Annotated in this window: 31 protein-coding genes and 1 pseudogene; 15 read left to right on the forward strand and 17 right to left on the reverse strand. The window is 65.6% G+C overall.

Annotated features, from left to right (window positions below; translation table 11 throughout):
* Window positions 1-14: 14 nt before the first annotated feature.
* Window positions 15-1,199, forward strand: a complete 1,185-nt coding sequence (locus tag AU192_RS00845) for an acyl-CoA dehydrogenase family protein (RefSeq protein WP_064393813.1) — start codon at window positions 15-17, stop codon at window positions 1,197-1,199.
* 42 nt (window positions 1,200-1,241) lie between these two features.
* Here the strand turns inward: AU192_RS00845 and AU192_RS00850 are convergent, their stop codons facing one another.
* The 3 genes from AU192_RS00850 to AU192_RS00860 form a co-directional block, all read right to left on the reverse strand.
* Window positions 1,242-2,798: a class I adenylate-forming enzyme family protein gene (locus AU192_RS00850; RefSeq protein WP_082694862.1), complete on the reverse strand. Its 1,557-nt coding sequence runs from the start codon at window positions 2,796-2,798 to the stop codon at window positions 1,242-1,244.
* A gap of 66 nt (window positions 2,799-2,864) precedes the next feature.
* On the reverse strand, window positions 2,865-3,824 hold the full coding sequence (locus AU192_RS00855) for an esterase family protein (protein WP_064393815.1): 960 nt from the start codon (window positions 3,822-3,824) through the stop codon (window positions 2,865-2,867).
* Between the two features lie 224 nt (window positions 3,825-4,048).
* Complete coding sequence (locus AU192_RS00860; RefSeq protein WP_207544899.1) at window positions 4,049-4,708, reverse strand: MOSC domain-containing protein; 660 nt, start codon at window positions 4,706-4,708, stop codon at window positions 4,049-4,051.
* 131 nt (window positions 4,709-4,839) lie between these two features.
* On the opposite strand from AU192_RS00860, the gene AU192_RS00865 reads away from it, so the two are divergent.
* Window positions 4,840-5,274: a DUF4383 domain-containing protein gene (locus AU192_RS00865; RefSeq protein WP_064393817.1), complete on the forward strand. Its 435-nt coding sequence runs from the start codon at window positions 4,840-4,842 to the stop codon at window positions 5,272-5,274.
* Between the two features lie 16 nt (window positions 5,275-5,290).
* Here AU192_RS00865 and AU192_RS25610 read toward each other — a convergent pair whose 3' ends face one another.
* Window positions 5,291-5,431 (reverse strand): hypothetical protein, encoded by a 141-nt coding sequence (locus tag AU192_RS25610; RefSeq protein WP_158220791.1) that lies wholly within the window; start codon window positions 5,429-5,431, stop codon window positions 5,291-5,293.
* Window positions 5,432-5,579: 148 nt separating this feature from the next.
* Here AU192_RS25610 and AU192_RS00870 point away from each other — a divergent pair, with 148 nt between their 5' ends.
* Together AU192_RS00870 and AU192_RS25860 are read left to right on the forward strand one after the other, a co-directional pair.
* Complete coding sequence (locus AU192_RS00870) at window positions 5,580-5,987, forward strand: hypothetical protein (RefSeq protein ID WP_233151497.1); 408 nt, start codon at window positions 5,580-5,582, stop codon at window positions 5,985-5,987.
* 30 nt (window positions 5,988-6,017) lie between these two features.
* A pseudogene (locus AU192_RS25860) lies at window positions 6,018-6,290 on the forward strand (hypothetical protein); the annotation flags it as partial.
* A gap of 49 nt (window positions 6,291-6,339) precedes the next feature.
* Here the strand turns inward: AU192_RS25860 and AU192_RS00875 are convergent.
* From AU192_RS00875 to AU192_RS00885, 3 genes are read right to left on the reverse strand one after another with little or no spacing between them, the layout of a single operon-like run.
* Window positions 6,340-6,654: a hypothetical protein gene (locus tag AU192_RS00875; protein WP_064393819.1), complete on the reverse strand. Its 315-nt coding sequence runs from the start codon at window positions 6,652-6,654 to the stop codon at window positions 6,340-6,342.
* On the reverse strand, window positions 6,651-7,310 hold the full coding sequence (locus AU192_RS00880) for a DJ-1/PfpI family protein (RefSeq protein ID WP_064394163.1): 660 nt from the start codon (window positions 7,308-7,310) through the stop codon (window positions 6,651-6,653). The genes AU192_RS00875 and AU192_RS00880 overlap by 4 nt, the downstream gene beginning before the upstream one ends.
* 5 nt (window positions 7,311-7,315) lie before the next feature.
* The gene (locus AU192_RS00885) at window positions 7,316-8,023 is read right to left on the reverse strand and encodes an HD domain-containing protein (RefSeq protein WP_082694863.1); all 708 of its coding nucleotides are present in this window, start codon (window positions 8,021-8,023) and stop codon (window positions 7,316-7,318) included.
* A gap of 179 nt (window positions 8,024-8,202) precedes the next feature.
* Here AU192_RS00885 and AU192_RS00890 point away from each other — a divergent pair, with 179 nt between their 5' ends.
* The 3 genes from AU192_RS00890 to AU192_RS00900 all read left to right on the forward strand — a co-directional run bounded on the left by AU192_RS00890 (window position 8,203) and on the right by AU192_RS00900 (window position 10,729).
* Complete coding sequence (locus AU192_RS00890; protein WP_064393821.1) at window positions 8,203-8,721, forward strand: hypothetical protein; 519 nt, start codon at window positions 8,203-8,205, stop codon at window positions 8,719-8,721.
* Complete coding sequence (locus AU192_RS00895; protein ID WP_064393822.1) at window positions 8,712-10,295, forward strand: threonine/serine exporter family protein; 1,584 nt, start codon at window positions 8,712-8,714, stop codon at window positions 10,293-10,295. Before AU192_RS00890 ends, AU192_RS00895 begins: the two co-directional genes overlap by 10 nt.
* Window positions 10,296-10,381: 86 nt before the next feature.
* Window positions 10,382-10,729, forward strand: a complete 348-nt coding sequence (locus tag AU192_RS00900; protein WP_064394164.1) for a hypothetical protein — start codon at window positions 10,382-10,384, stop codon at window positions 10,727-10,729.
* 10 nt (window positions 10,730-10,739) lie between these two features.
* Here AU192_RS00900 and AU192_RS00905 read toward each other — a convergent pair whose 3' ends face one another.
* The gene (locus AU192_RS00905; protein ID WP_174522746.1) at window positions 10,740-11,387 is read right to left on the reverse strand and encodes an FKBP-type peptidyl-prolyl cis-trans isomerase; all 648 of its coding nucleotides are present in this window, start codon (window positions 11,385-11,387) and stop codon (window positions 10,740-10,742) included.
* 169 nt (window positions 11,388-11,556) lie between these two features.
* On the opposite strand from AU192_RS00905, the gene AU192_RS00910 reads away from it, so the two are divergent.
* Entirely contained in the window at window positions 11,557-12,897 is a 1,341-nt protein-coding gene (locus tag AU192_RS00910; RefSeq protein WP_158220792.1) for an FAD-dependent oxidoreductase, read from the forward strand.
* Here the strand turns inward: AU192_RS00910 and AU192_RS00915 are convergent.
* The 4 genes from AU192_RS00915 to AU192_RS00935 all read right to left on the reverse strand — a co-directional run bounded on the left by AU192_RS00915 (window position 12,891) and on the right by AU192_RS00935 (window position 16,950).
* On the reverse strand, window positions 12,891-13,805 hold the full coding sequence (locus AU192_RS00915) for an MBL fold metallo-hydrolase (protein ID WP_064393824.1): 915 nt from the start codon (window positions 13,803-13,805) through the stop codon (window positions 12,891-12,893). The two genes, AU192_RS00910 and AU192_RS00915, sit on opposite strands and share 7 nt — an antisense overlap.
* A gap of 290 nt (window positions 13,806-14,095) precedes the next feature.
* Window positions 14,096-14,923 carry a cysteine peptidase family C39 domain-containing protein gene (locus AU192_RS25555; protein WP_133148003.1) on the reverse strand — a complete coding sequence of 276 codons (828 nt, stop codon included), beginning with the start codon at window positions 14,921-14,923 and terminating at the stop codon, window positions 14,096-14,098.
* Between the two features lie 133 nt (window positions 14,924-15,056).
* Window positions 15,057-15,704: a TetR/AcrR family transcriptional regulator gene (locus AU192_RS00930; RefSeq protein WP_064393827.1), complete on the reverse strand. Its 648-nt coding sequence runs from the start codon at window positions 15,702-15,704 to the stop codon at window positions 15,057-15,059.
* Window positions 15,697-16,950 carry a cytochrome P450 gene (locus tag AU192_RS00935; protein ID WP_064393828.1) on the reverse strand — a complete coding sequence of 418 codons (1,254 nt, stop codon included), beginning with the start codon at window positions 16,948-16,950 and terminating at the stop codon, window positions 15,697-15,699. Before AU192_RS00935 ends, AU192_RS00930 begins: the two co-directional genes overlap by 8 nt.
* Window positions 16,951-17,271: 321 nt before the next feature.
* Here AU192_RS00935 and AU192_RS25615 point away from each other — a divergent pair, with 321 nt between their 5' ends.
* Entirely contained in the window at window positions 17,272-17,418 is a 147-nt protein-coding gene (locus tag AU192_RS25615) for a hypothetical protein (protein ID WP_094289350.1), read from the forward strand.
* A 76-nt stretch (window positions 17,419-17,494) separates the two neighbouring features.
* Here AU192_RS25615 and AU192_RS00940 read toward each other — a convergent pair whose 3' ends face one another.
* Window positions 17,495-19,204 (reverse strand): GMC family oxidoreductase, encoded by a 1,710-nt coding sequence (locus AU192_RS00940; RefSeq protein ID WP_064393829.1) that lies wholly within the window; start codon window positions 19,202-19,204, stop codon window positions 17,495-17,497.
* 119 nt (window positions 19,205-19,323) lie between these two features.
* On the opposite strand from AU192_RS00940, the gene AU192_RS00945 reads away from it, so the two are divergent.
* Window positions 19,324-20,007, forward strand: a complete 684-nt coding sequence (locus tag AU192_RS00945; RefSeq protein ID WP_064393830.1) for a DUF4304 domain-containing protein — start codon at window positions 19,324-19,326, stop codon at window positions 20,005-20,007.
* 38 nt (window positions 20,008-20,045) lie between these two features.
* Here the strand turns inward: AU192_RS00945 and AU192_RS00950 are convergent, their stop codons facing one another.
* Window positions 20,046-20,684, reverse strand: coding sequence for a TetR/AcrR family transcriptional regulator (locus AU192_RS00950; RefSeq protein WP_064393831.1), 639 nt, complete (start codon window positions 20,682-20,684; stop codon window positions 20,046-20,048).
* 70 nt (window positions 20,685-20,754) lie between these two features.
* Between AU192_RS00950 and AU192_RS00955 the strand changes: the two genes are divergently transcribed.
* The 4 genes from AU192_RS00955 (at window position 20,755) to AU192_RS00965 (ending at window position 23,612) form a co-directional block, all read left to right on the forward strand.
* Window positions 20,755-21,414, forward strand: a complete 660-nt coding sequence (locus AU192_RS00955; protein WP_064393832.1) for a GAP family protein — start codon at window positions 20,755-20,757, stop codon at window positions 21,412-21,414.
* 246 nt (window positions 21,415-21,660) lie between these two features.
* On the forward strand, window positions 21,661-21,900 hold the full coding sequence (locus tag AU192_RS24920; RefSeq protein WP_082693841.1) for a type II toxin-antitoxin system Phd/YefM family antitoxin: 240 nt from the start codon (window positions 21,661-21,663) through the stop codon (window positions 21,898-21,900).
* A gap of 26 nt (window positions 21,901-21,926) precedes the next feature.
* A complete protein-coding gene (locus tag AU192_RS00960; protein WP_064393833.1) occupies window positions 21,927-22,322 on the forward strand; it encodes a type II toxin-antitoxin system VapC family toxin in 396 nt (131 codons plus the stop codon).
* A gap of 888 nt (window positions 22,323-23,210) precedes the next feature.
* On the forward strand, window positions 23,211-23,612 hold the full coding sequence (locus AU192_RS00965) for a hypothetical protein (RefSeq protein ID WP_064393834.1): 402 nt from the start codon (window positions 23,211-23,213) through the stop codon (window positions 23,610-23,612).
* An 18-nt stretch (window positions 23,613-23,630) separates the two neighbouring features.
* On the opposite strand, the gene AU192_RS00970 is transcribed toward AU192_RS00965, so the two are convergent.
* From AU192_RS00970 to AU192_RS00980, 3 genes are all read right to left on the reverse strand, one after another.
* A complete protein-coding gene (locus AU192_RS00970) occupies window positions 23,631-24,452 on the reverse strand; it encodes a thioesterase family protein (protein ID WP_064393835.1) in 822 nt (273 codons plus the stop codon).
* Window positions 24,453-24,489: 37 nt separating this feature from the next.
* Entirely contained in the window at window positions 24,490-25,191 is a 702-nt protein-coding gene (locus tag AU192_RS00975) for an SDR family NAD(P)-dependent oxidoreductase (RefSeq protein ID WP_064393836.1), read from the reverse strand.
* 137 nt (window positions 25,192-25,328) lie between these two features.
* Entirely contained in the window at window positions 25,329-25,943 is a 615-nt protein-coding gene (locus AU192_RS00980; RefSeq protein ID WP_064394166.1) for a class I SAM-dependent methyltransferase, read from the reverse strand.
* 46 nt (window positions 25,944-25,989) lie between these two features.
* On the opposite strand from AU192_RS00980, the gene AU192_RS00985 reads away from it, so the two are divergent.
* Complete coding sequence (locus AU192_RS00985) at window positions 25,990-26,418, forward strand: MerR family transcriptional regulator (protein ID WP_064393837.1); 429 nt, start codon at window positions 25,990-25,992, stop codon at window positions 26,416-26,418.
* Window positions 26,419-26,467 lie beyond the last annotated feature (49 nt).

A 26,467-nucleotide genomic window follows, 5' to 3' on the forward strand; every position in this document is an offset into this window, starting at 1 on the left:
GATAAAGAGGACTGATGACGTCGACATTGGAAGCCGCCGAGGGAATCGCCGGACGGGTGCGCACGCTGCGCGAGATCGTGCAGAAAGAGGCCGGCGAGTCGGAGCGGTTGCGCACGCTGAGCCCGACCGTGGTCGAGGCGATGTGGGACACCGGGCTGATGACGGCGTTCAACCCCGCTCCCGCCGGCGGCAGCGAACCATCGTTCGCCGAGATGATCGAGACCTGGATTGAGATGGCTTGGCAGGACGGGTCTTTCGGCTGGATCGGCATCGCCAACCTGCCGTCGTCGTTCGCTGCCGCCGCGTACTTGCCGGACGCGGGATTCGCCGAGGTGTTCACGACCCACGACAATCAGGTCACGATGGGCGGGCAGTTCTTCCCGAACGGTCAAGGCACCGCCGTGCCCGGTGGTTACCGGCTGACCGGGTCGTGGAGCTTCGGTTCAGGGATCGGGCATGCGCAGTATGTCGCCGCGGGGTTCCTGCCGATGGACGGGACCGAAATGCGCTGGGTCAGCGAAGGTGTGCCGGACATGCAGATCGCCATCCTGCCGCGTGAGCAGGTCAGCTTCAACGACGGTTGGCATGTGCAAGGGCTCAAGGGGACGGGTTCCTACGACTACAGCGTCGAGGACGTGTTCGTTCCCGCCGAGCGCACGTTCGCATTGTTCACCCGAGAGCCGTTGCGCGGATCGTCGCCCGCGACGCGGATGGGGATGATGCCCGTCACCGCCGCCGGGCATGCGTCGTGGGCGCTGGGCGTCGCCAAGAGCATGCTCGACGACGTCGAAGAGCTGGCCGCCACGAAGTTCCGGATGAGCGACATGGCGTCGCTGGCGAGCCGGCCGACCTTCCAGAAAGGGCTGGCCCATCACGTCGCGGCGTGGCGGGCGGCGCGGCTGCTGGTGCTCGATGCGTTCGCAACGGCAGAAGCCAGTGTGGCGGCCGGTGAGGACCTCACGCCGACCCTGCGCGCGGACATGAGGGTGGCCGCGGTGTACGCCACCGACGTGGCTCGTCAGTGCGCGGAGTGGGCACATCTGGCCGCGGGCACCAGTGCGATCCGCGAGGGCAGCCGCCTGGAACGTGCCTTCCGCGACATGTACACCGGCACCCAGCACGCGTTCATCAGCGAGAAGGTGGCGATCGACGCGGCTCAGGTGTGGCTCGGCATCATCGATGACCAGTTCGGGCTCTGATCACCCTGTGCGGGCGATGAATTCGGCGATCACCCATCTCGGTCACCGAACAACCGATTCAAGGACGCCGTCGACGATCATGATGGCCAGCGTCTTGCGATCGAACTTCCCGCTGGGCAGGATCGGGATCTGGTCGCTGGAGGCCAGCACCCAGCGGGTCGGCACCTTGTATGTCGACAAGTGCGCGCGGGCGTGGGCGGCCAACGCGTCGATGTCGACACCTGCAGCGGTGGGGACGACGACTGCGCACACCTGCTCCCCGCGCTGCGGGTCGTCGATTCCGAGCACGAGACACTGTGCCACGGCAGGGGATTCCTCGATGACCGCCTGGACCTCGAGCGGTGAGACGTTGGCCCCGGCGGCCTTGATCATGTCGGTGGTCCGGCCCACGTAGAAGAGCCGCGGATCGCCCGGTCTTCGGTAGACGCGATCGCCCGTGTGGTACCAACCGTTTTCGTCGAAGGTCTCCGACCGTTCGCGTTTGTTGTAGCCGGCCATCACGCCGATGCCGCGGATCAGCAGTTCGCCGACCTGTCCGTCGGGAACCAGTGCGCCGTCGTCGTCGACGATGCACATGTCGGTGTATGCGAACCCGCCCGCGGTCTCGGACATGGTGCGGTGGACCGGATATCCGTCGGGTACGTCGACCATCGCGATGTCGAGCGGTCCGTCGCGCAACATCGGCGCGCAGGCCAGATCGCGGCCGGGAAAGCTCGGATGTTCACGGAGCCGCTGGGTGAACGCGGGCCATCCGACGACTCCAGCTGCCCGTTCGCGTTCGATCAGATCGAGTGCACCCTTGGCGTCCAGTTTCGGCATGGCGAGCACCGTGACGGGTTCGTGCAGCGCACCGGTCGCCGCGAGCAACCCGCCGACCCAGAAGAACGGCATCGCACACAGAATCCGCACTGCGCCTTCGCTTTTGGACACCGCGCGGATCGCATTCGGCCATGTCGACGTCTGTCGCACGAGGGTGCCGTGCGTGTGCATGACGCCCTTCGGGTCCGCTGTCGAGCCCGACGTGTGGATGACAACGGCCAGATCGGCGGGGCTCACCTCGGCCTCCGCGGCGGCCAGTAGCTCGCCAGGTAGGCCGTCGGCGTCGCCGCCCCACCGTGTGGCCCAAGGGGGAACCGGGCCGTCGACGAACACGATCCGACGCAGGTACGGGGCGCCCGTCATGGCCAACCCTCCGCCCCGCTGGGTCGTCAACTCCGGCCAGGCCGCTTCGAACCGGTCGGCGACATCGATGCTCAGCACGCGGCTGGGAGCGACGATCAGCGCGACGTCGGCCAGCCGAGCGACTTTGGCGATCTCGACCGGGGCGTAGAGCGTGCTCAGCGGCACCACCAGCGCGCCGATGCGGGAGGCCGCCAACCACCAGAGCACCCAGTCCACTCCGTTGGGGAAGAACAGGCCGACGCGGGTTCCTTTGCCGACGCCTTGCCCTAGGAGCCACCGCGCGATGCGCGCCGAGCGCTCGTGCGCCTCGCGGTAGGTGAGTCGGTCCGTCGGGGTGACCAGATAGGTGTGGTCTCCAAAGTCGTGGCAAGCATGCGCCAAGAGCGCGGGAATGGTCGGTCGCGGCTGCTGCGTCACCCCGTGATTGTCTCCAACGCGCACTGGGCGACCGCACGAGGCGGTCGCCCAGTGGCGTCAGCGAGCTCAGGCGCCCAGCGTGGCCTGGATGTCGCCCTTCATCGCGGCCAGCTGCGAACCCCAGTAGCCCCATCCGTGGGTGCCGTTGGCGGGGAAGTTGAACGTGCCGTTGCCTCCACCGGCTGCCTCGTAGGCCTGCTGGAAGCTCTTGTTGCTGTCCAGCGTGATGGTTTCGAGGAACTGTCCGGCGATGTCGCCGCCGCCACCGAGTTCGGAAGGGACGCCATTGCCGCAGTAAACCCAGATGCGGGTGCCGTTGGTCACCAACTTGCCGACGTTGACCGTCGGGTCGTTGCGCTTCCAGGCCGAGCTTCCCGGCGGGCCCCACATCGCCGTGGCGCTGAATCCGCCCGCATCGCGCATCGCGACGCCGACCAGCAGCGGCCAGATGCCCTCGGAGAGGTTGAGGAAGCCCGACAACGATGCCGCGTAGCGGAACTGGCCGGGGTGGTAGGCCGCCAGGATCAGCGCCGCGCTGCCCGACATGGACAGGCCGACCACCGCGTTGCCGCTGGGCGAGACGCCCTTGTTGGCGGACAGATACGCCGGAAGTTCAGACGTCAGGAAGGTCTCCCACTGGTAGGAGTAGCGCCCGCCGTTGCCGACCGCGGGTCCTTGCCAGTTGGTGTAGAAACTCGACATGCCACCGACCGGCATCACGACCGACAAACCGGATTCGAAGTAGTTCTCGAACGCGGCGGTTTCGATGTCCCAGCCGCTGTTGTCATCGCGCGCCCGCAAACCGTCGAGCAGATAGACCGCGTGCGGGCCACCGCCCTGGAACTTGACCGGGATGTCGCGGCCCATGGCGGCCGACGGGACCATCAGGGTCTCGACGGGAAGGCCCGGTCGTGAGTATGCCGCTGCGGTGGACGTGCCACCCACCGCCGCGACCAGGCCCGGTATGAGCAGGGCCGCCAGCGCGCCGGCCATCATGCGGCGCGCCCAACTGTGTCGCAATGTCATCGCTGTGAACTTCCTGGTCGAGGGATACCGCCGAGCGGTCATCGCGGATGGGCGGACCGGAGCCGGGTCGGGGCTGCCGGTTCAGGCGCTGCTGCTTCACACCTGCCGCGATACGGGACACCCGCCGCGCGTAGCCGCTGCTGACGGTTATGTCGGCACCGGCAGCGGCCCCGTTACCGAAGCGTGGGGTGCGTCACGGTTCCGCCGGCGGACCGCGGTGGTGCCTATTTGCCGTTGGTCGACAGGCGCTTGCGGACGTAGGTCTTGAGTTCGGCAGACAACGCGTCGGCGGCGAGCAGCTGTGGAAGCAACGACGCGTCGGACATCCTTGCGCGGAACGCCAACTCGACGGTCACCTGGTGGTCGGGGCGGTACTCGACGGAGATCTCGTCGCCTAAGCCCACCGTTCCCGGTGAGATAACGCGCAGGTACGCACCGGGTTTGGCGGCTGTGGTGAAGGTTTTCATCCAGCGGTCGATCTGCAGGAAGGCGGCGAAGGTGCGGCACGGTGTGCGCGGCGCCGAAACCTCGAGCAGGAGACCGTCGGTGCCGACGCGCCAACGTTCACCGATGCGCGCCTGTGTCACGTCGACGTTCGTGGTGGTGAGGTTCTCGCCGAACATGCCGTTGGTCAACCGGCGGTCCAGTCGACTTTCCCAGTCGTCGAGGTCTTCTCGCGCGTATGCGTAGACGGCTTGATCGTCGCCGCCGTGCAGCTTCTTATGGCCGATGGTGTCGCCGACGAGTCCGCTGCCCAGGCCGCAGCGCATCGGTCCCGGCGCGCGCACCGCGACCCGGTCCAGCACGGCGACCTTGTCGATACCGGTCGACCTCGACGGCGCATCGGGATTGACCCGCACTCGCGCAACGTTCACCGACAGCACTTCTGCCACCCGGACAGGTTAGCGACGGAGCGAGCGAGCCGCCCGGCGGGATTTTGCACTCGACCCCTTAACAAGGCACTACTACCGAGCGTAGTATTCACCGGGGTATCGACAACCAGAAGGGTGTCGCCGTGAAGTGGAGTTTCGCCCAGGTCGGCCTGCTGGTCATCGCCGCGTTCCACGTCATCCAGGCGGTGATCGGCTTCATTGTGGAGCCGAGCTTCGCGACAGGCCCGGGCGCACCGACTGCGCAGGTACTCGGGATGGACTACAACGGCTGGCACGCCGTCGCCGGTCTCGCCCTGTTCGGACCGGGACTGGTGTTCGCGTTTCGCAAGTCGTGGTCGGTCTTGTATCTGCTCGTGGCGGCGGTGGCGGGGGCGTTGCCGGGCATCTGGGCGTTCTTCTCGCACCAGGTGGCGTACGTGTTCACGTTCCCCAACAACATCACCGACGCGATCGTGCATCTGGTGACCTCGGCGGTGATGCTGGCGGTGGCCGGTATCCAGATCCGCATGGACGGCGGTGTGCAGAACTCGCTCGCTGATCTGCGCAGGGGGTCGTGATCCGGCACCGCCCCTGCTAGTCGGCTCCGTCCTTGTCGTCGGCCGAAGGGATTCCCTCGGGCGGCGGCGACGAATACGCGGGAGCCGTCGGCGGGACGCCTTGGTCCGCGCCCTCACCCTGGCTCGCGTCGTCGGAGGCTTGTTCGGGTGAGCTCATCAGTTCTCTCCTAGTCGGCGATGGTCTCGCCGAGCGATACCCGAACCCCTTGTCACGGAAACCGCGGAGTTGGGATCGGTAGCCGACCGGATCTCGTGTACTTGCCTCGACGACGGCCATCGAGCGCCGAACCGAGCAAGGGCGAAACATGACCACACCTCACACATCGAAGCGAATCCTCGGCGCGGCATTGATGTCATTCGCGATCACGAGCGCCGGCTTCGGGTCGCTGGCGGGCACGGCCCAAGCGCTGCCCGGTGGGCCGACGCCGCAGCAAGCCTGGCCCGGATGTCCGGACGAGAATCCGTCAGGGCCCTGCCGGTGGTGCCCGGGTGATCCGCCGGTGCAGACCGGGAATCTGCGGGTGAATCCGGTGGTATGGGACAACAACGTGTGCCACACGTATTGGTACGTCTACCACGGGCAGGGCAACGTGGCGCAGAACATCTTCGAAGGCGAGGCGCCACCACCGCCGCCACCGCCACCGCCCGGCTTCACCCCACCCCTTCCGCCGGGCTGGTGCTGGTCACTGTTCATCCCCGGGCCGTGCCCGTAAAGCAGGATTAGTCGGAGCTAGTATCGGCCGATGGGTGAGCCCCAGCTGACCGATGACGGCCACTTCCTCGTCATCAACGGTCGCCGGTGGCGCGCCACCGATCCGGCCATACCCGAGAATCGGCGCGCGGAGTTGACCCGGATACTCATGGCATGGCGCCGAGAAGTGCGCCGCACCAAGGGAACTGCAGACGAGAAGACCGCGCGGGCCGGTGTGCACGCGGTCAAGGTCGCATTGGGCGAGCGGGGCTCACCGCCGTGGTGGGAGCAGACCGACGAACAGCGACGCAGGCGATGGCAGGCGATGGCAGGCGAACGTAGCACCGCCGGAAGACGGCTGACACGGTCGGCCGTCAGGTGCGTCGCACCCCGGCGACTGCCGAGCGCGTCAGGCGTCCGGCACGCGAGTGACCAGCCAGATGATCACCACGCACCTGCACATCGAACTCGAGTTTGAGGCTCATCGGTTTGGTCACCGTCTGCCGCCATGTGACCCGTTGTCCGTCAACATCTTCGACGACGGTGATGTCGCTCAGCAACATGTTTTCGGATTTACTCTGCGCAGTGCCGGTGATCGCACCGTCTTGTTCGACGAAGCTGTAAACCACTTCCAAGGCTCCGACCGGTGTCTTGATGCGCACATCCCAGTCGCCCACGACGCTCGTCATGCCGAGGCTTTCGGCGCGCGGCCGGTGTCGGTCCAGACGGTGCCCCGCCGCTCGTAGGCGAACAACTCCTCGACGGCCAATGCGATGCGCGGACCGTAGCTTCGGTCGAGCAGATGGAGCGCGAGGTCCAGCCCCGACGTGACGCCGCCTGCGGTGACCAGGTCACCGTCGTCGACGACCCTGGCCGACACCGGAAATACGCCTGTCGCGTCGAGCACGTCCACACCGAGATGGTGGGTGTTGGCGTGGCGGCCGTCGAGCAGGCCCGCCATCGCCAGCGCGAGCGACCCACCGCATACGGTCGCGACCGTGATGTCCGGATTTGCGAAGGCTTCACGCATCATCGGCACCGCGGCGGTATCGCCGAAGCGCGCGAGCAGGACAGGAATGGTCGCGACGCCCTCATCGGGGTCGCCGTCGACAGGGCCTGCCGCGCCGGGCACGATCACGAAACCCGGCTTGGCGGGGTCGAGTCGGGCGGTCGCTTCCAACGTCAGTCCCCGCGAACCGCTGACTACCGGCCGCGGCCCCTCGGCCGAGACGAACTCGACTTCCAGTTCGCCTCCGACGAAGTCGCTGCCCGCGACGAGCACTTCGTACGGGGCGACGGCGTCGAGCGGGTCGAAGCCGTCGAACAACACGATCTGTGCATGCATCGGCGTCATGGGGCACTCGAGTCGCCGCGTAAAGGCTGGTCGCCCCACCCGGAAGCGCGCACGAAATCGAAGAACGAGAACGTCGACCCATTGATCAGTTCGTGCAGGTGCGCGGGAAACGAGAACGGGGGAGCCTTCATCGGGTTGAGGCGCACATCGCGGGCCACGGCGTCGGCGATCGCGTACCCCAGGTCGTGACGTGGCCACGCGGCGTGAACCCGGTCGGCGAAGCCGGGGGAGAGCAGGTGCTTGTCCACGCCGTTGATGTCGAGGGCGATTCCGTTGAAGACCACCGACTGGTCGGGCCCGAACCGGTTCGCCAACCCGGCGCTGGTGTGAAGTGCGATCGCCTGCCACACCGTCGTGATCCGATCGGCCGAAAGCCCTTGTCGGCAAAGGAAGTCCGCCGCCGCATCGGCCCCCTCGACCTCGAACCGCTGATCACCCCTGCCGGCATCCGTGACCCCCAGGTCGTGCAGGAGACAGGCGAGGAAGACAAGTTCGTCGTCGTAGTCGGTACCGCTGCGCATACCCTGGCCCGAGGCGATCTCGCGCGCGAACAGATAACTGCGGACACAGTGGTTGATGAGGAAATCCGGGGAGACGTCGATGACGTATCGCAGTGCTTCCGAGCAGATTTCGGTATCGGGTAGAGCCCAGCTGTCCACGTCGGCTTTCGCGTCGGCGAGCGTGGCCATGTCTTCGGTACGCATGCCTTGACAGTGCCCGGTTCCGGCATGCCCGACTAGTGGCAAAGTAGCCAAGATTCAACGGAATCTGGCCACTCTTGGCGTCGTGCGATGGGCGGTGGATGCCCGCAGAATGCGGCTGTGGCACAGACGAATACGTTCGGCTCGCTTGCCCAACACCATCGGCGGCTATCGTGAGTTGGATGCAGGCCTGGACCGCCCCGGCGGCCTTCGGACGCTCGGACTGCGAACGCATCGGCGACGCCATGCTTGGCCAACCCGTCCTCGCCCTCACCAGCCTGGCGTACGTCGCCGTGGGGATAGCCGTCCTGTGCTGGGCCATACGGGGCAGAGCGGTGCTGGCGGGAGCCGCAGGAGTGGCGCTGGTCGCCGTCGGCTTCGGCAGCTTCGTCTTCCACGGACCCCAGCCGCCCTGGGCGGGACCGGTACACGACTGGCCGATTGTCGCGCTTGCGGGGGTGTGTGTGATCGGGGTGATCGGCAGCGCGCGAGGGCGGCGCTCGGTGTGGGTCGCGGCTGCAGCGGTCTTCGCGCTCGGCCTGGCCGCCTATGCCGCCGGGCGCACGGGCTCGCCGCTGTGCCGGCCCGACAGCCTGTGGCAGTACCACGGCCTCTGGCATGTGTTGTCGGGCGCCGCAGCGGGATTAGCCGCCTGGGCCATGATGCCCGCGCGTCAGTATCGTTCACGTCGATGCCGTTAGACCGAACACCGCGTGGCCGCGTCCGCCGCGGCTTACGCAATGCGCTGCGCGGCCCGCGCGATCCGGCGCCCGTCGCGGGTCAGCGGCGCCGCCGTTCCGACGGGATGGGCGACCTGCACACCCGCAAGGTGCTCGATCTGACGATCCGCCTCGCCGAGGTGATGCTGTCTTCGGGCTCGGGCACCGCCGACGTCGTCGCGACCGCCCAGGACGTCGCCCAGGCATACCGACTGACCGACTGTGTCGTCGACATCTTCGTCACCACCGTCATCGTGTCCGCTCTGCCGACCGCGGACAGCCCGCCCGTCACCATCGTTCGAGCAGTGCACGCTCGGTCGACGGACTACACGCGACTGGGCGAACTCGACCGTCTGGTTCAGCGGATCACCTCCGGCGGTGTGACGGTCGATCAAGCGCACGACGCGATGGACGAGTTGACCGAACGGCCGCACCCCTACCCACGGTGGCTCGCGACCGCGGGCTGGGCGGGTTTTGCGCTGGGCATCGCCATGCTTCTCGGCGGTGGCTGGTTGACCTGCATCCTGGCCGCAGTCACGTCGGGGGTCATCGACCAGGTGGGGCGGCGGCTGAATCGCTGGGGTACACCGTTCTTCTTCCAACACGTCGCGGGCGCGGCGATCGCGACCTCGGTCGCCGTGGCGGCTTTTTTGTATGCCGACATAGGACCGACGGTCATGGTGGCCACCGGCATCGTGGTGCTGCTGTCTGGTTTGACGTTCGTCGGCGCGATGCAGGACGCGGTGACCGGCTACATGCTCACTTCGGTCGCCCGGTTGGGGGAAGCGGTGCTGCTGACGTCGGGGATCGTGGTGGGCATCCTCGCCGGCCTGCAGATCGCCGAGATCGCCGGAGTGACCATCTCGCTGCATGTCGATGCGACCGAATCGTTCATCGCGCCGAGCGGGGCGGTACGGATCGCGGTCGCGGTGTTCGGCGCGGCGCTGGCGGGCGCCTGCCTGACCGTGGCGAGCTATGCGCCGTTGCGGGCGATCCTCACCGCAGGGCTGGCAGCCGGACTCGCCGAGGCGGTTCTGATCGCCCTGGGCAACGCCGGGTTCGGTCAGGTGTTCGCGAGTGGTGCCGCCGCGGTCGGTGTCGGTCTCGTCGCCACGCTGATCTCGATCCGTCGACAAGCGCCTGCCTTGGTGACGGCCACGGCGGGCATCATGCCGATGCTGCCGGGCCTGGCGGTGTTTCGCGCGGTGTTCTCCTTTGCCGTGGACGGCAACTTCGACAACGGAATCCGCCAGATGATGTCGGCGATCGCGATCGCGCTCGCCCTGGGCAGTGGCGTGGTCCTGGGTGAGTTCATCGGCTCGCCGCTGCGCTACCGGGCCGGCCGGATCGGCGACTTCATTCGCAAGGAAGGACCACCGGGGTTACGTCGTGCGGTGGGCCGCGTCGTGCACCTCGCTCCGGCCGAGGATCAACCGTCGGAGATCATCCCGCGCACGCGCAGTGTCGCGCTGCAACCGAAGCCGACAGGCGACGCCCAGGAAGAAACCGAGGACAGCGACGCGTCCGAACGCGATGAGAGCACCGAGCAATCGTAAATACAGACGCGCCCTGGTTTGGCCGTAGCAAATGCAGGCTATAAATTCGAAGCATCGGATTCGCGACTACCGCTGGAGGCATGCTCATGAGGTTTTCCAAGACCACGCTGGCTGCCATTGCAGGCGGACTGACAGCGACGACTCTAGGGCTGAGCGCTCCGGCAAGCGCCCAGCCGTCTCCACCGCCGCCCCCACCGCCGATGCTGGCCGCGGAGGCCCCCAATCCTTATGCACCGCCTCCGCCTGGTGTGGCTCCGCCGCCGGCGCGGCCGATGGCCGGGGAACCGGTTCCGTCGTGGGCACCGCGGAAGCCCGCTGAGTTCTGGCTCGGCGAGCCCGTCGTATGGCACTCCGGCTGGGGCGGACGCTGGGGCGTGTGGAAGAACGGCGCCTTCATCCACCTGTCGAAGAACCCGGTCACCGCCGGCGGCTGACCGCTACGGGTCAGCTCGAGGCGTCGAGGATCTTGATCGCGAAGATCAGTGAGTCGCCGGGCTGGATCCCCGCGGCGGGCTGACCTTCCGGGTAGCCGTCGGCAGACGTCATCGCCACGGCGACCGTCGACCCCACCTTTTGTCCGGCGATGGCCTTCTGGAAGCCGGGCACGACCCCGTCGAGCGGGAAGTCGACCGGCATGCCGCGCTCGTAGCTGTTGTCGAAAACGGACCCGTCGCGTCCGTTGACGCCCATGTAGCAGACGAAAACGGTGGCCGTCTCGGAGACGACCGGTCCGTCACCGGGCTTCAGCGTGTGCACCTGGGTTTCGGACACGCTGAACGGCGGCTGCACGTTGATCAGCGGTGCCGTCGCGTCGGTGGATCCGGTGACGGCGACGCTTCCGGTGTCGCCGTTGAGGGTCCACTCGGGGGTGCCACCGAACTGCGGCGGAGCCGTCGGGCACATCGCGCTGGCGGGATCGCCCGTCTCGGCGGGTGGGGGAATGAACTCGTCGGCCAGAGAGGACGTGCTCGTCGAGGAGGTCGTGGTAGTCGATGACGCTTCCGTGTCCGAGCCGCACGCGGCAAGAGCCAGAACCATCGATGCGGTGCAGGCGATCAGTCCGACAGGAAGAGACACACGCGAGGAATTCACGGTCGCCACGCTACAGACAGCGGCGCTGACGGCGCTCCGGTGGTCCGTGGGGGTCTGACCGCGGATGTGCGTTCTGATACGGCTGGCACTGCGCGTCGCGGATGAAACCGCACTCTCGGCCGCTCTCTGTGCGACGGTAGCGGGATACAGCCTGCCGAAGAGGGGCGCGATGGCGACGCGAGCAGCGGTCGTGTGTGGAGCGAGCATCGGGGGGCTGCTCGCTGCGAGAGTGCTGGCAGACGCGTACGACTCGGTGACCGTCGTGGAACGCGACAGGCTGCCCGTCGACGTGTCGCATCGCACCGGCGTGCCTCAGAGTCACCACCTGCACATGATGACCAGTGCGGGTTTGAAGATCCTCGAGGAGATGTTCCCCGGCGCCACGAAGGAGTTGAAAGCGGCGGGCGCACCGATCATCGACACGAACACCCTGTCGGCGGTGTACATCGAGGTCCGTGGGCATGCGCTGTGTCGGACGGCAGCATTGGCCGACCCTGACGCGATGCCTGTGCAACCGGCGAGTAGGCCGCTGCTGGAATCCGTTGTTCGCGAACGGGTTCACGCACTGTCCAACGTCACGGTGCTCGACGGCCACGACGTTGTCGAGCCCGTGGTGAGCGATCGTGCGGTACGCGGTGTTCGTATCAGCGACGGCGCTGGTTCACGGCGGCAGACGTTGCCCGCCGATCTCGTGGTCGACGCGACGGGACGCTCGGCGCGTACACCGGCCTTCCTTGCGGCGCATGGCTTCACACGCCCCGTCGAGCGGTCGTATCGGGTACAGCTCAGCTACGCCAGTCAGCTGTTTCGCATGACGCCGGGGGCGCTGGACGACAAGGTGGTGTTCGTCAGTCCGACGCTGCAACGTCCAACTGGCGTCGGAATGCTCGCCTACGAGAACGACACCATGATCGTGACGCTGATCGGTGTCGCCGGACACAGGCTGCCCACCGAACTGCCGGGGGTGTTGGCCGCCGTGGCCGAATGCGTGCCCCCGCATATCGGCGCAGCGCTTCACGACGCCGAACCGCTGGGGGAGACGCATCATCGCCAGTTCCCGACCAGCATGTGGCGTCGCTACGACAGGATGTCCCCATTTCCTCACGGGCTGTTGGTGATTGGGGACGCGGTGTGTAGCTTGAACCCGATGTACGGCCAGGGCATGACATCGGCGCTGATGCAGGCTCGCAGCCTTCGACAGACCCTTGCCTCCAACGGTGAACCGTCGAGTCAGGCGTACTTTCGCGATGTTGCACGGCGGCTGGCTCCTCTTTGGTGGGCCAACCGGCTCAACGACTTCGGTTTCACCCCGGCGAGTGGATGGAGATCGTGGCCGCAGCGGGCGTTCAACGGCTACACCACCGCCTATATGGCCGCCGCGTCGACAGACATGGCGCTCGCCGAGACGTTCCTCCGCACGCTGCAAGGCGTGGACCCCGGGACGAGCCTTATGCGCCCTAGGCATGTCGCGCGGGTCATCGGTCACGCACGGCAGCGCTCTCGTCAGTAGTCCCAGACGGTCGGCACGCAACGGAAGACGTCGCCGGCGGTCGCGACTCGACAGACCGATGGGAACGGCAGATGAGTGGCCACCAAGGACTCACCGGTCGCCGCCAGCTCCCGCAGAAGTTCGATCCGCACGCGTGTTGACTCCTCTGGATCATGTTCGAATCCGTTGTGCCACTCCGGATTATCGAATCCAGGGGCGAACACGGCATCACCGGCGAACGTCAGCCGGTCACCGCCGGAGTCGAGGCGGACGATGGCATGACCCGGGGTGTGACCTCCGGTGCGGACGACGAGCACTCCGGGCGCCAGTTCGTACTCCGTCTCGAAGGTGCGCATGTGACCGCGGTACTCGTCCAGGAAACGTGAGGCTATCGACCGGAGCGCGTCCGGAACGGGAGCGGGCATGTCGGTGTGGGAGAAGTCGGGCGCCTCCCAGAACTCGGCCTCAGCGGCCGCAACGTGGACTTGCAGGTCAGGACGCAGCCGTTCCTTCAGGCCCTTCGTGAGCAGTCCGCCCACGTGGTCCATATGCAGGTGGGTGAGCACCACGTCGGTCACCGCCGAGGGATCGATACCGGCTGCTTCCAGACGACGGACGGTCTGCCCGGCCCGCGGAAAGTCCGGGAACTCCACGCCGAGCCCGGCGTCGACCAGGATGGTCCGACCCCCGGTGCGTACGACGACAACGTTGAGTGGCCAGGCGAGCACGTCTCTGGGAAGGAACCGGTCGTCGAGCCAGCTCCCGAACTCGGTCGGGTCGGCATTGGTCGCCATGGTCCTGGCCGTGATCGGTAACACGCCATCGCTGATCACCAGCACCTCGATGTCGCCGACCTGCACCGCGTACCTCGACGGAACCAACTCGTCGACGTTCGTCGTACCCAAATCCGAGATGCTCTCCACGCTCATGGCTGTCCTCCTGAGGGCGTTACCGAATATCACCTGTCATTTCTGGAGAACGCCCTCAGATGACGCGATTTATCCATCCGGGACCGAGGAACTTTCGTCGTGCCCCAAAAAGGTTCGACTGCCGGAGTGACGGTTACATGTAGGAGTTATGGCGTCGAACAGGGATCGCCATGGTCACGCGCACCTTCGGGTGGCGGACCACCTTGACCACCGCGGTCATGGTGATGGCCGCCGGGTTGCTGGGGGCGACTTGCCCCAGTGTTTCGTGATCGGTTGAGTCACAGGCGATGTCAGCGTGGCGCAGTGACGACCAGTTCGTGGTCTCCGGCGGCCCAAGCGGATTCGAACACGTCGGTGGTCACGTGCTCGCCCTTGGTGTCGTCGCCGCCGCTGTCGCCGAGATAGACGGCGTCGTTGTCGTAATCGATGGCGGCGACGGTGACCAGGTGACCGCATCCCGTCCGGTCGCCGTCGCCATCCCAGATGGTGTTGGAGTTCACGCACACAATCGCTTGCCGTCCATCACCCAGATAGTCCGCCAACGCGTCCATTCCGGTGGCGAGTCCACCCTTGGCGGCCGTGTCGTCATTCGTGTAGTCGGCTTTGATTCCGTAATGCTTGAGCAGAAGCAGAAGATCGGTCGTGCAGGTGCCATGGCCGACACCGCCGTCACTGGGATCGACGCTCTCGTCATACACCGGCTCACCCGGGTCGCACTCGCTCGGAGTTTTGGCCGCGAGATCGATGATCTCCCGTTCAGTGGGCGGTGCTCCGGTGATCTCGCCGACCACCATGCGGGTGGCCATCAACCCGCAGTCGCTTTCGGTCTGTTGCTCCCAAAAGTGAAGGGCGGCCGCAGGATCTCCGTAGACGCCGCCCGTGATCTCGGGCTGGCCATCGCCGTCCTCGTCTTTGACGATCGGTTGAGCCTGTTGATCTTCTGGATTCGCCTCAGCTTGTTGAGCCGCCGTGGATTGGTCGGCTGTTGCCGCCGGGGTCTCGTCGGGCTCTGTGCCACTACCACCACCGCAGGCGGCCCCGGCAACGACGATCAGGCTGGCGATTACGGTTGCGGCGAAGGCCTTCCGGCTTCTTTCGCTTCGCTGGCAAAGTGGCACCTCGCGAAGTTAGCAGACGCCTGTGTGTTCTCTGGGCATTATTGACGCGCCTGTCGCGAACCTCGAGGTAACCATCCGCTAACTGCAACGACCTCATAGATCCGGGCGTTCCTCGCCGGACGGGTGGAAATCATCACGCGGTGCCGCGCGGTTGTCGCCTGTCGTCCATCGACAACGAGGTCATTCGTGGATAGAGGATCGCTGGGCCGAGCCATCGAGTCACGAACCCACGCAGTGCGGCATCTTTGCGAATCGCCTGCCCAGGATCAGTCAGCATGGACTGCACTGTGCGCAAGGTCATTTCGGCCAGCTCTTCGAGAGCGGTGCTGTCGAAGCCGTGAAGCTGCCAATCGACATCCAGCCGATGGAAAAACGTCAGGCAGAATGACTTCGCCGTGTCGGAGGTCAACGAGGTGACCGCTTCGCCGTCCTGTCGCCGGGCCAGTAGGCCCTCCAGCTGAGGATCGCCGGTGAGGGTCTCGAGTGCGAACGACACGCATTCGACGACCGCAGTGACCGGGTCGTTGACACCCCTGACGTGGTCGACGACCTGATCGATGAAACCATCCACGGCCCGCATCGCGCTGGCGATCAGTAACGCGTCAGCATTGGGGAAGTAGCGGTACACCGTTTGCCGTGTGACCCCGAGTCTGCGGGCGACGTCAGCAAGGCGTAACGCTGGTCCGTGCTCAGCGACTACTTCGTCCACCGCGTCCAGGATGCGGGTAATCGCTTCCTCGTCTGAGCTGGGTGTGGCGCCTGCCCAGCCGCGGCTACGCATGCGCTGTCGCAATCGCTGCGCTGGTGAATTCGATCGGAAGTGTGAGCGGACCAGTCATTCCCAACAGGGATTTCCACGGCGCCGGACCGACGCGGCGGGGTGCATCGAGACGGCGGGTGAGGACTACAAGTGCCTCCGCCAGCTCGCGGCGCGCGAGGTTGGCTCCCAGACAGTAGTGGGCACCACCGCCGAAAGTCAGAATCGGGGGTACGTCTTTGCGGGTGATGTCAAACCGCTCGGCATCGCGATAGATCGCTGGATCACGGTTGGCCGCAAAGGTGTTCACCAGTATGAAGGTGCCTGCCGGGAACAGGTAGCCACCGAACTCGGCATCCTCGGTCGCGGCCCGTGGCACGATACTGGCCGCCGGTGAGTGTCGCATGCTCTCCTCGACAGCCTGCATCGCAAGCTCCGGTCGGTCGCGCAGCATCATCCATTGATCGGGGTGCTCGCAGAGCACCTGGACCGACGCGGCCAGTTGATTCCGCGTGGTGTCCGTTCCGGCCATCAGGAAGCCGGCCACCAGCATGCGGAGTTCGTCGAGATTCAGGCGGTCGCCGTCGCTTTCGGCGCGGATGAGTTCGGAGAGCAGATCATCGGTGAGGCTGCTTCGACGGGCGGCGACCATGTCGTCGACGTAAGCGTCCAGTTCGCCCCACGCCCGCATAATCGCGGACTCGTCGAAGTTGGCGTCGGGCTGGAAGTTGAGGGCCTTGAAGACCTCCTCAGTCCAATCTGCGAACAGGCGCCAATCCTCCCGGGGCGCACCGATGAGCGCGCACATGATCGGAGTGGGGTAGGGGCGCGCGATGTCGGTCACGACGTCGCACCGTCCGGCGTCCGCCACTCGATCGATCAGCCCGTTCACCACTTCCTGGATGGTGACTTGAAGACGCGATGTCGCCCGCGGCGTGAACGCCTTGGACACGAGTTTGCGTAGGCGCATATGAGGTGCGCCTTCCAGCCCCAGGAGGCTGTTCGCCATCTTGTCGAACAAGGGACCCGACGTGATGCCCTGCGAGGCCAGAGTAATGCCGGGCGGAAGCCGAAATCTGCTGTCGCGCAGGATCTCGCGGGAAAGTTCATATGACAGGATTTCCGGCCCGAAGGGGCCGATGGCGATGGGTGCACGTGCCTGCGCCGCTCGGACATCCTCGAGGATGTCGTGCGGTGTCGCGGTGAGGCCGTAGTCGAAGGAAGGGAGGCCCGCATCGAAGACATTGGAAGCGGCGCTGGTCACGGTCATCAGAAGCGACTTTCACGAGTTAGACGTTTTGTTTCGAAGCGTATGACCATCACCGGATCGGTGTCAATGTAGGGAGCGTTTTACGAGGCAGATGCGAGCTTCAGGCGAGATAGATCATACGAATAGCGCCTAAGCGTCTTAACATGTCGTCGCGGCACCCGGCTCCAACTGCCCTCACGCCGGTCACCGCAGTGGGGTGGTGACTCGTTTTTGGCTACGACGGCGCCGCTCTAGAAGGTGTTTCCGGCCGTTGGCTCGACAGGCTTGTCGGCAACGTGCGGAAGTAGCTTCGATACTCGGCCGCGGGCGGAGAATTGATCCATGTCCACTGCGCTTTGGATTGTGGTTGCGGTATTCGCCGGCGGGGCTGTCGCCGGCGGGTTACTGCGGATCCGCGCCTGGTTGCAGAAGCCCGCACCACCGGAGGTGATCGAAGCCGCGCACCGTGACGACGACGAAGAGGACTGACGGTCACGACTCAAGCAAATCGATGGGGCTATCCGAGACCTGCGTGAAACGCCGCGGTACGAGCCGTGTGACCGACTTATTCTAGGATCGTCCGCGCCGCGCGCTCTGCGATCAGCATGACCGGCGCGTTGGTGTTCCCGGACGTGATGGTGGGCATCGCCGAAGCATCGGCCACCCGCAAACCCGCGACACCAAACACGCGGCAGTCGGTGTCGAGCACCGTGGCGGCCGACCGTGGCATACCGCGTGTATCAAAGGCACCCATCGCGCAGGTGCCCACCGGATGGAAGATGGTGGTCCCCAATTCACGCGCCGCCGCCAGTAGGTCTTCGTCGCTCACCACTTGCGACCCGGGGAGCATTTCTTCCGGACAGTAACGGGCTAGAGGAGGGGCAGCCATGATCTGCCTGGTCATCCGAAGGCCGCGCACGGCGACTTCACGGTCGGCATCAGTGGACAGGTAGTTGCAGATGATCTTCGGGTAGGTCAGCGGATCCGCGTCGGCCAGGCGCACGTGCCCGCGCGAAGTGGGTCTTAGATTGCAGACCGAAGGTGTGATCGCGCCGAAGCGGTGCAACGGCTCGCCGAACTTGGCCAACGACAGGGGTTGCACGTGCCACTCCATATCCGGGCTGGCCAGCGCGGGCTCACTCTTGGCGAAAGCCCCCAGTGTGGACGGCGGCATCGTCATGGGTCCCGATCGCATCAGCAGGTACTGAATTCCCATGCCCGCCCGGGTGATCCAATTCCGGTACAGCGTGTTGACGGTTCGCGCGCCCCGAATGCGGTAGACCGTTCGAAGTTGCAAATGGTCCTGGAGGTTTCCGCCGACACCTGGCAGATCAACGACCACCGGCACGTGGTGCTGGGAGAGCAACTCCGCCGGGCCCAACCCCGAGACCTGCATCAGATGAGGCGAGCCAATGGCGCCGGCGCTCAGGATCACCTCCCGACAGCCTCGGACGTCGACGATCTTTCCGTCTTTGAGCAGCCGTAAGCCGGTGACGCGGTGCCGCGCCGTGGTCCAGGCGCCGCGACGCTGATCGTCGCTGACCTGGTCGTCCATGAGCAACTGGAGAGCCTGAGTCTGCGTGTAGACGGTGAGGTTGGAGCGGTGGGTGACGGGGTGCAGGAAGGCATCGGCCATCGACCAGCGCCGTCCGCGTCGTTGATTGACATGAAAGTAGGCGCTCCCGGAGTTGTCGCCCCGGTTGAACTCTTCGATCGGCGCGATACCCAGTTCGGCCGCGGCGGCCTGCCAGGCGTCCAGAATCTTCCAGCGCACCCGCGGTCGCTCAACGCGGATCTCACCACCGGCGCCATGCCAGTCGTCGGCTCCGCCAAAGTAGTCTTCCAACTCTTTGTAGATTGCGAGTGTTTCGCCTGGACCGTCTGGGCCGCCCCAAAGCCACCGCTCGTCTCCTGTGGCTTGCGCCCACACCTCGTAATCGCTTGCCTGCCCGCGCATATGGATCATGGCGTTGATCGACGAACATCCGCCGATCACGCGACCCCGCGCGTAGATGATGCTTCGGCCGGCCAAGCCTGGGTCGGGCTCCGTCGTGAAGCACCAGTCAGTACGGGGGTTGGCAATGGTGTACAGGTAGCCGACCGGCACCTTGATCCAGAACCAGTTGTCCGTGCCGCCGGCCTCGATCAGGAGTACCCGGTGGTCGGGGTTGGCGCTGAGGCGATTGGCGAGCAGGCAGCCGGCACTGCCCGCTCCCACAATGATGAAATCGAATTCGGCGTCAAGTCGAACTCCCTGATGGCCCCGGGATCTCACCGCTACCACATTAATGGGCAAGGTAGTTTTCGCCCTCATGGTCGGGCACGGCTGCGTCGCCCTTGAGTAGCTTCAAATTGGTGCGCTGAAGGATGGCGCCGCCGCCTTAGCCTTGAGTCATGGGCGAGGGGGCAGTCAACGGTTCATTGCAACGGGCTTACGAGGCGGTGGTCTCCGCCGATGTCGGCCCGTTTCTACGTGCGCGCGGATTTGGCATGTCGGACAGCAGTTTCAAGCGGGAGCGGGGGCCGCTCTACGACGTGATCCACCTTCAGCCGGACTGGTACAACGGCACGATGTCGTGGCACGGGTTCTTCGTCAATGTCGGTATCGGATCAGTCGAGGTCGACGCCGCATGTCCTGGATACGAGGGAGTGAGACATCCCCTCAAAGGTTCGCTGCTGCAACATCGTTGGGAGCGCTTGATACCTGATCTGCCATACGAGGTGCGGTTCGACCGCCGCACCGACATGCGGCAGTTCGCCGGCGCGCTCTGCGACGGCTTTGACTTGGTACTGGTTGTGATGGAACGGATAAGCACCACAGAGCAATTGGTGCGATACGCAGTCGACAACAACCTGCTCATCGAATATGACAAGACCTGCCGGTACCTGGCTGCAATTGATGACATCGATACGCTGACTGAATACGTGACGAGGCTGCACGATTGCTTCGGGCATCAAGACCGTTGGTCGATCTTCAGCCGCAAAATCAGCACGGCCGCCGGGCGCTGGGCGGATGAGCTGCGGAAGCGAGGATTGCTAGACGCGGTTATCTCCAGTGGCGGGTATGAGCCGTCCTAACGGCGGCGGTCCACCCCAGGCTGCCGAAAGAACTGGCGTCATGTCTTCGTCGATTCCGAATGCGCGATCCGCAGTAGCGAGAGGAGGAGGTTTCTGGCCGACGCTGGTGTCACTTCTCCGGGTGTATTGGTGAGTTGCGAGGCCAGTCCGTCGACGAAGGTATGGAGCAGAGCGCTCCACTCCTCGATCTCGTTGTCCGCGTGGGGAACTGTGGCCAGTTCGGGATCGCTCGTGGTCTCCTGGTCTCGCAGTGCGGCGATGCACTGGCGGTACAGGGCGCGTTGGTCCTGCCACGTGCGGGACCCGCCTGCCGGCGGATGACGGCGCTCCCATTCAGTCACCGCATCCCAGAGCGCGTACTCCTCTCGGCGTTCGGTGTCCAGAGGAAGGAGTTCCTCCACAATAGAGGCGACGCGTTCAACCACCGAGCCGCTGGTGCGGAGTCGTTGCACGCGGGGGAGCACTCGTGTGCGGAGAGTGTCAGTGGCAGTTTGCATGACGTATGCCTGCAGATCGTGCTGGTTGGCGAAGTAGTGCCGCAAAGAGCCCGTCGACCAACCCGCTTCGGCAGCGATGCCGCGCACGGTGACACCGTCAAGCCCTTCACGGAGCACGACCCGAAGGGCAGCGCTAGCGATCTCGGCGCGCCGCTGATCGTGATCCACGAGCCGAGGCACTACGGTATGGTAACACGGACGTGTTATTTCCGATGCTCGCCGCTCACCGGTAGAGCAAGGGGGGAGTTGAATGCCAATCGTCACCGTGGGGGCGGTGCTGGCGCTTGCGGCGCTCGACATGCTCAGCCCTGCGCTCATTGGCGTGACGCTCTATCTCCTTCCCGCCCGCCCGCGGAGGGTCGGAATGTTGCTGGCGGTCTACCTGACGACCGTTGCCGGCGCGTACTTCGTTCTTGGCGTCCTACTCAAGCTCGGGCTCGGCGCACTGCTTCCGGTGATCGACCCGGGGGTGTGGACGTGGGTGCAAGGTGGGATCGGGGTCGCGTTGTTCATCGGCAGTTGGTTCATCCCCGCCAAGGAGACGAGCCAGCCCCGTGTCGAGACGTTCACCGTGCAGTCGATCGTGCTGTTGGGGCTGGGGACATGGCTGTTCGAGTTCTACACGGCGATACCGTATTTCGCGGCGATCGGCATCATGACCTCCGCCAGCCTCGAACCGCCTCAGTGGCTCGTCCTACTAGGGGCCTACGTACTCATCATGATCCTGCCCGGCATCGTGCTGTTTCTGGCGTGGACACTTCTGCGCGAGCGGATGTGTGAACGGTTCGAACGCTGGCAGCGCAGGCTTACCGTCAACTCGCGCACCACCGTGAGCTGGATCGTCGGTATCGCTGGCGTGCTCCTCTTTCTCAACGCCCTGCCCGCCGAGATTGCGATCACGAGTGACTAGCAGAAGGGCCTGCACCATGAGGACCACCGCGATGCAGAGTCCAGGACTTCGTGAGGGCCACCTCGACACCCTGCGCTGGAGGTATCAACGCGAGACGGCACCGGCTGTGTCCGCCATTTTCGATTCCGCCGTATCCCTAAGGCGTGCGGCCACCTCGACGACGCGCGGATGGAGGGTGGTGGGCTCGCCAGGGTTCACGGGCATCAGGCCGTGCGGATATGTCTCACCGGTGATACTCTGGTGCGTATGACTGAGGTGGTGACTGTTCGCGACCTTCGCAACCACGGTGGGGAAGTGCTGCGCAGAGTGGAGCGTGGTGAGCGGATAGTGGTGACGCGTGATGGTGCGGCGGTAGCCGAGCTGACCCCGTTGCCGCGGCCCAGCGTGAGTCCCAGGGAGCTGATTCGCCGGCGCCGGAACCTGCCACCTGTGAACGTGGAGAAGTTGCGTTCGGACGTGGACAGCGTGGTGGATCCGTCACTGTGAGGGGATCGGCCGGCCGGTCGAGAGGCATGCTCGACACGTCGACGGTAATTCTGCTCGGCCGGCTGGCAGATCCCGACGAGTTGCCAAACGAGTCTGTAATAAGCGCGATAACACTCGCTGAGCTGTCCGTGGGTCCGCATGTCGCCCAAGCTGACGTCGAACGCAGCGCACGCCAGCAACACCTGCAGCAGGCGGAGGCGGATTTCGAAGTCCTTCCATTCGACGCCGAAAGTGCGCGCGCGTTTGGAGGCATCGCTGCCGCGCTGCGTACGTCGGGCCGCAAACCAGTTGCGCGAGCCTACGACGCGCTCATTGCGGCCAGTGCCGTCGCGCACGGTGTGCCGTTATACACATGCAATCCCAGTGACTTCTCTGGGATACCCCAGCTAGACCTACGTGTGGTCACGCACCCGGATCACTGATTCAGTGCGCCATCGCGATTTCGCGCACACCGCCGACCTTCTTACACCCGGCTGGTGAAAGGCGCGCCATCGCGATTTCGCGCACCCGGATCACTGATTCAGTGCTGGTGAAAGGCCCGTATCGGATAGCCGGCGGAGGCGGCCGGCTATCCGGACTTGATCACGACAGTGACTTGATGATCGACAAGTCGTCGAGGTGAGCGACCGATGATGGCATTCCTCGGCCTTGCTCCTCGATAAGCGAGAACCCTTAGGTCGCAGCGCAATCGGGCAGACCCTACTTGACATAATGTGGCTTATCGGCACTTAGCTGACCTGGCGGATGTGTTGCCGGGCCGGTTATTTGTTACGGCCGGCGTCCAGGAGCGCCTGCCGGCGGACCGCTCCGTTCCGGCCAACACGCCGTCCGGCGACCCTTAACTGGTTGATTCCACGCACCACGTGCGCGCGATCAACCGGTTAGCGATGTCCACACCAGGCCCGGTGAACCGTGGTCGCTTCGTGGCGTCGTCAACCAGTCCGGCTCGGACGCCTCGATCGGTACCTCCCGACTTCCCCGCTATGCGACGTCATTTTGTCACTGTGACGATTTGATGCCACCTAGCCGGACCTGGAAAGCGCTCGCTCCGAGGCTATTTCGAGAATGCAACCCGCCAGACTGATAGCAACCAAAAGCTCGGCCACCCGGCATATCGAGAAGGGCGCGCGTCATCGGGCTCGTGCCGTCGCCGGCACCACCAAAGCAGCGACCTCACCCCTCGGCTCTTCCCGCCCCAGACGCCCATCGTTATGTCACGTGACGATTTGCACGCTCCCCGGCCTGTCCATCGCGCGAATCGTTCGTGGCAAATACCGGACAATGCGGTCACCGTGCGGGATCGTTGTCACATGAGCCCCAAGGTTCCCACCCCTAAAGAAATCAGAGAAGCGGCGCAGGCGGCCGCCGAGACAGCACAAACGGTCGCCAGTGAGGCGATGCGCATCCCACCCGCATCGCTACAGATGATGGCCCAAGTGCCGGACCTCATCGAGAACATGGCCGCGGCGACGGAGCGTCTCAATGCGGCGATCGACCGCGCGGAACGCTATCTCGCACTGGCCGATCCGATGATCCGGACCATGGACGCGATCGTGCCGCAACTCGAGGCGCTGATTGCCACCGGCAACGACGTCTACAACGCCGTGGGCCGGATCCCCGGCGTTGCGACGGTGGGCCGGTTTGCGTCTCGGACCTCGAGCCCGCCGGCAGAAAAGAAACCCCCTGGTGGACGCACCCGCAAGAAACCCTGACGGCAAGCCGCCGAGTGATCACTCGTAGTTGACTTCACCGCGCGGGAACGGCCGGCCTCGGAAGTCGATCTGCGCGGCCGGGTTCGCCACCGCGGTCACCATGCCCGACCCGAAGGCGCCGTGCCGGTCGAACAGCGTCGCCGTGCCGACCGAGACCCCGTCAGCCACCCAATGTGAGTCCCCCTGCACCAGAACCCAGTCGTCAAATGGCAGCCGCACCAACGCAACCGTGAGGTCCCCGTTGATGTAACCGATCCCCTCGGTGCCCAGATTGCTCACCAGGCTCGTCGACTCCGCCACTGTCACCGCCCTGACAAACGGTGAGACTGGCTCTCCCCCAACGATGTCCGCGCAGGAGAAATAGAACCGCTTACGCGACGTGTTCTGGTGCGCTGCCGGAGAACGCGTCCAACCCGCGTCGTCGCTACCGATGAACGGTACGAGTTCCTCGTCTGGAGTCGGCAGTTGCGGGACGCCGCCAGGCGCAACCCACTCCTCACCGGGCGGCGCAGCCGATCGTCGGTACTGCACCAGCGTGGCACGTGCGACCGGCCGACCATCTTGCACCACTTCGCATTCCGCGTTGCGTACGCGCCGACCGTCGCGAATCACCCGCACGTGAACGGTCGTCGGCAGGTTTCGCGCCGCCCGGAACAGGTCGACAGTGATCCGCGTCGGCATGAACTCCGGCGAACCGCAATCCTTCTCGAGCGCCTGTGCAGCCAACCCGACGATGGCCGGGCCGTTGAGGTGGTCATCACCCCAGTGGCTCTGGGCATAGATCGACGGCATGAAAGCGCCGTCCGCCGTCGGCGTGAAATACGCGGGCTCAGTGCTCATCTGCGGATCCTCGCACAAGGCTTCAGACGCGCCTCAGCTAGGTATTGCGGCCGCCGTTGACGCCGACGATCTGACCGGTGATGTAGCCGGCTTCTTCTGAGACGAGAAACGCGCACGTGGCCGCGATGTCCTCGGGCTTACCCATGCGGCGCACAGGGGTCGCGTCGATGGTGGCCTGAACGTCGCCGAGGTAGCCCCGCGCCTCTGCCGCTCGCAGCATCGGCGTGTCGATGAAGCCCGGCGGCACGGCGTTCACGGTGATGCCTGCCGGACCGTATTCGAGCGCCAGCGTCTTCGTCAGCCCGTTCACCGCCGATTTCGCCGCCACGTAGTGCGACATGTACGGCGCGCCGGAATGTGTGCTCGACGACGAGATGTTGACGATCCGGCCCCAGCCGGCGTCCACCATGTCGGGCAGTACCGCCTGCACGCAGTGAAAGACGCCGTTGAGGTTGACGTCGATGACGCGGTGCCACTGCTCGAACGTGATGTCGCCGAACCGCGAAAACCCGTCCAGGCCGGCGGCGTTGACCAGAATCGCCACCGGTCCGAGCTGGCTACGGACGGCCGAAAGCGCGGTGTCGACCTGACCGCGATCAGTGACGTCGGCGGTGAAGCTGAACTCCTCGTCGCTCGGCGCCAGGTCGAGCGTGGCGACGTGAAAGCCGTCGGCGCGCAAGCGCTCCACGATGGCGCGTCCGATTCCCGAGCCGCCGCCGGTGACGACCGCTGTCTTCATTCACTTGTCCTTTCGTAACGCCTTGTCAGAGAAGGCGTTATGCCGATCAGTGGAGCGCCCGCAGACCAAGGAGTGCTGACGCGCGTCCTTCAGGTGTAGCAGATCGCACACTCAACGCCGAAGATCGGCACCGAAAGCTAGTCGCGAACGGCCGAGACCGCCCACACGTCCCGCCGCCCGGCCTTATGCGCGCCGACCGTCACGTCCGCGAAACCCAAAGACCGGCAAAGCTCTGCGAACGCGTCAGCCTGCTGGCGCGTCCACCCGTGGCTGGCCAGGCCCGTCGCACCCGGTTTCGTCTGTCGTTCGACAGCGAGCAGGCGGCCACCGGGGACCAGCAGCCGCGACGCCTCGTTCAGCCCCGCGTCCACGTCTTGCCAGTGGTGCACGGTCGCCAGCGACCACACCACGGTCGCCGACTGGTCGGACAACGGCACGCGCTCGGCGGTGCCCGTCGTCCACGCGACGGAACCATCGGGGGTGAACATGCGGGCGAGCCGGAGCATCACGGGCGCCGGATCAACGCCGGTCGCGGCCGCCCCACGGCGGACGGCCTCGCGCACCGCGGACCCGGGCCCACAGCCGATGTCGACAACGGTGTCCGCGGCCGAGACCCCAACGAGGTCCGCCGCCAGGCGCGCGCTCGGCCGCCCCATGAGCATCAAGACGAGCCCGACCAGCGCGCCGATCGGGCCTGCGAAGCCGGGGTGGTCGGCGTGGTGGTTGACGGGCAGATTCTCGGCGGCGTTCACGACCACAAGCTTGCCGCTTCAAGCCGGCTTGAAGTCAAATGTCAGCATGGACGCGATTCCCATCGGCGAGGCGGCCGCCCGGTTGCAGATGGCGTCGTCGACGTTGCGCTACTACGACGAACGCGGTCTGGTTCGTCCCCAGAAGCGGCTGGCCGGTCGGCGCATGTACGGCGTCGACGAACTGCGCCGCCTGGCACTGCTGAAGATCTTCCAGAAACTGGGGCTGCCGCTGGACACCGCCGCGGCCGTCCTCGACGCGCCCAGCCCGCAGTGGCGCGAACTCGTGCGCCGGCAGATCGGCCAGCTCGACGACGTGATCGCCCAGGCGCGCGGGGCCCAGCAGTTCCTCACACACGCGCTGCACTGCCCCGCCGACCACCCCGCCCGCGAATGCCCCACGATGACCGGTGCGTTGGACCGGCTGGTCGACGGCGCATCGGTCGAGCAACTGGCCGCCGAACACGCCGATCCCTGACCATCCGAACGATATGTGCGGCTCGATCCGGGTATAGATGCCTACCGGG

Origin of the sequence: Mycobacterium lehmannii (assembly GCF_001499925.1) — a bacterium.
In the GTDB taxonomy this organism is placed as follows: domain Bacteria; phylum Actinomycetota; class Actinomycetes; order Mycobacteriales; family Mycobacteriaceae; genus Mycobacterium; species Mycobacterium lehmannii.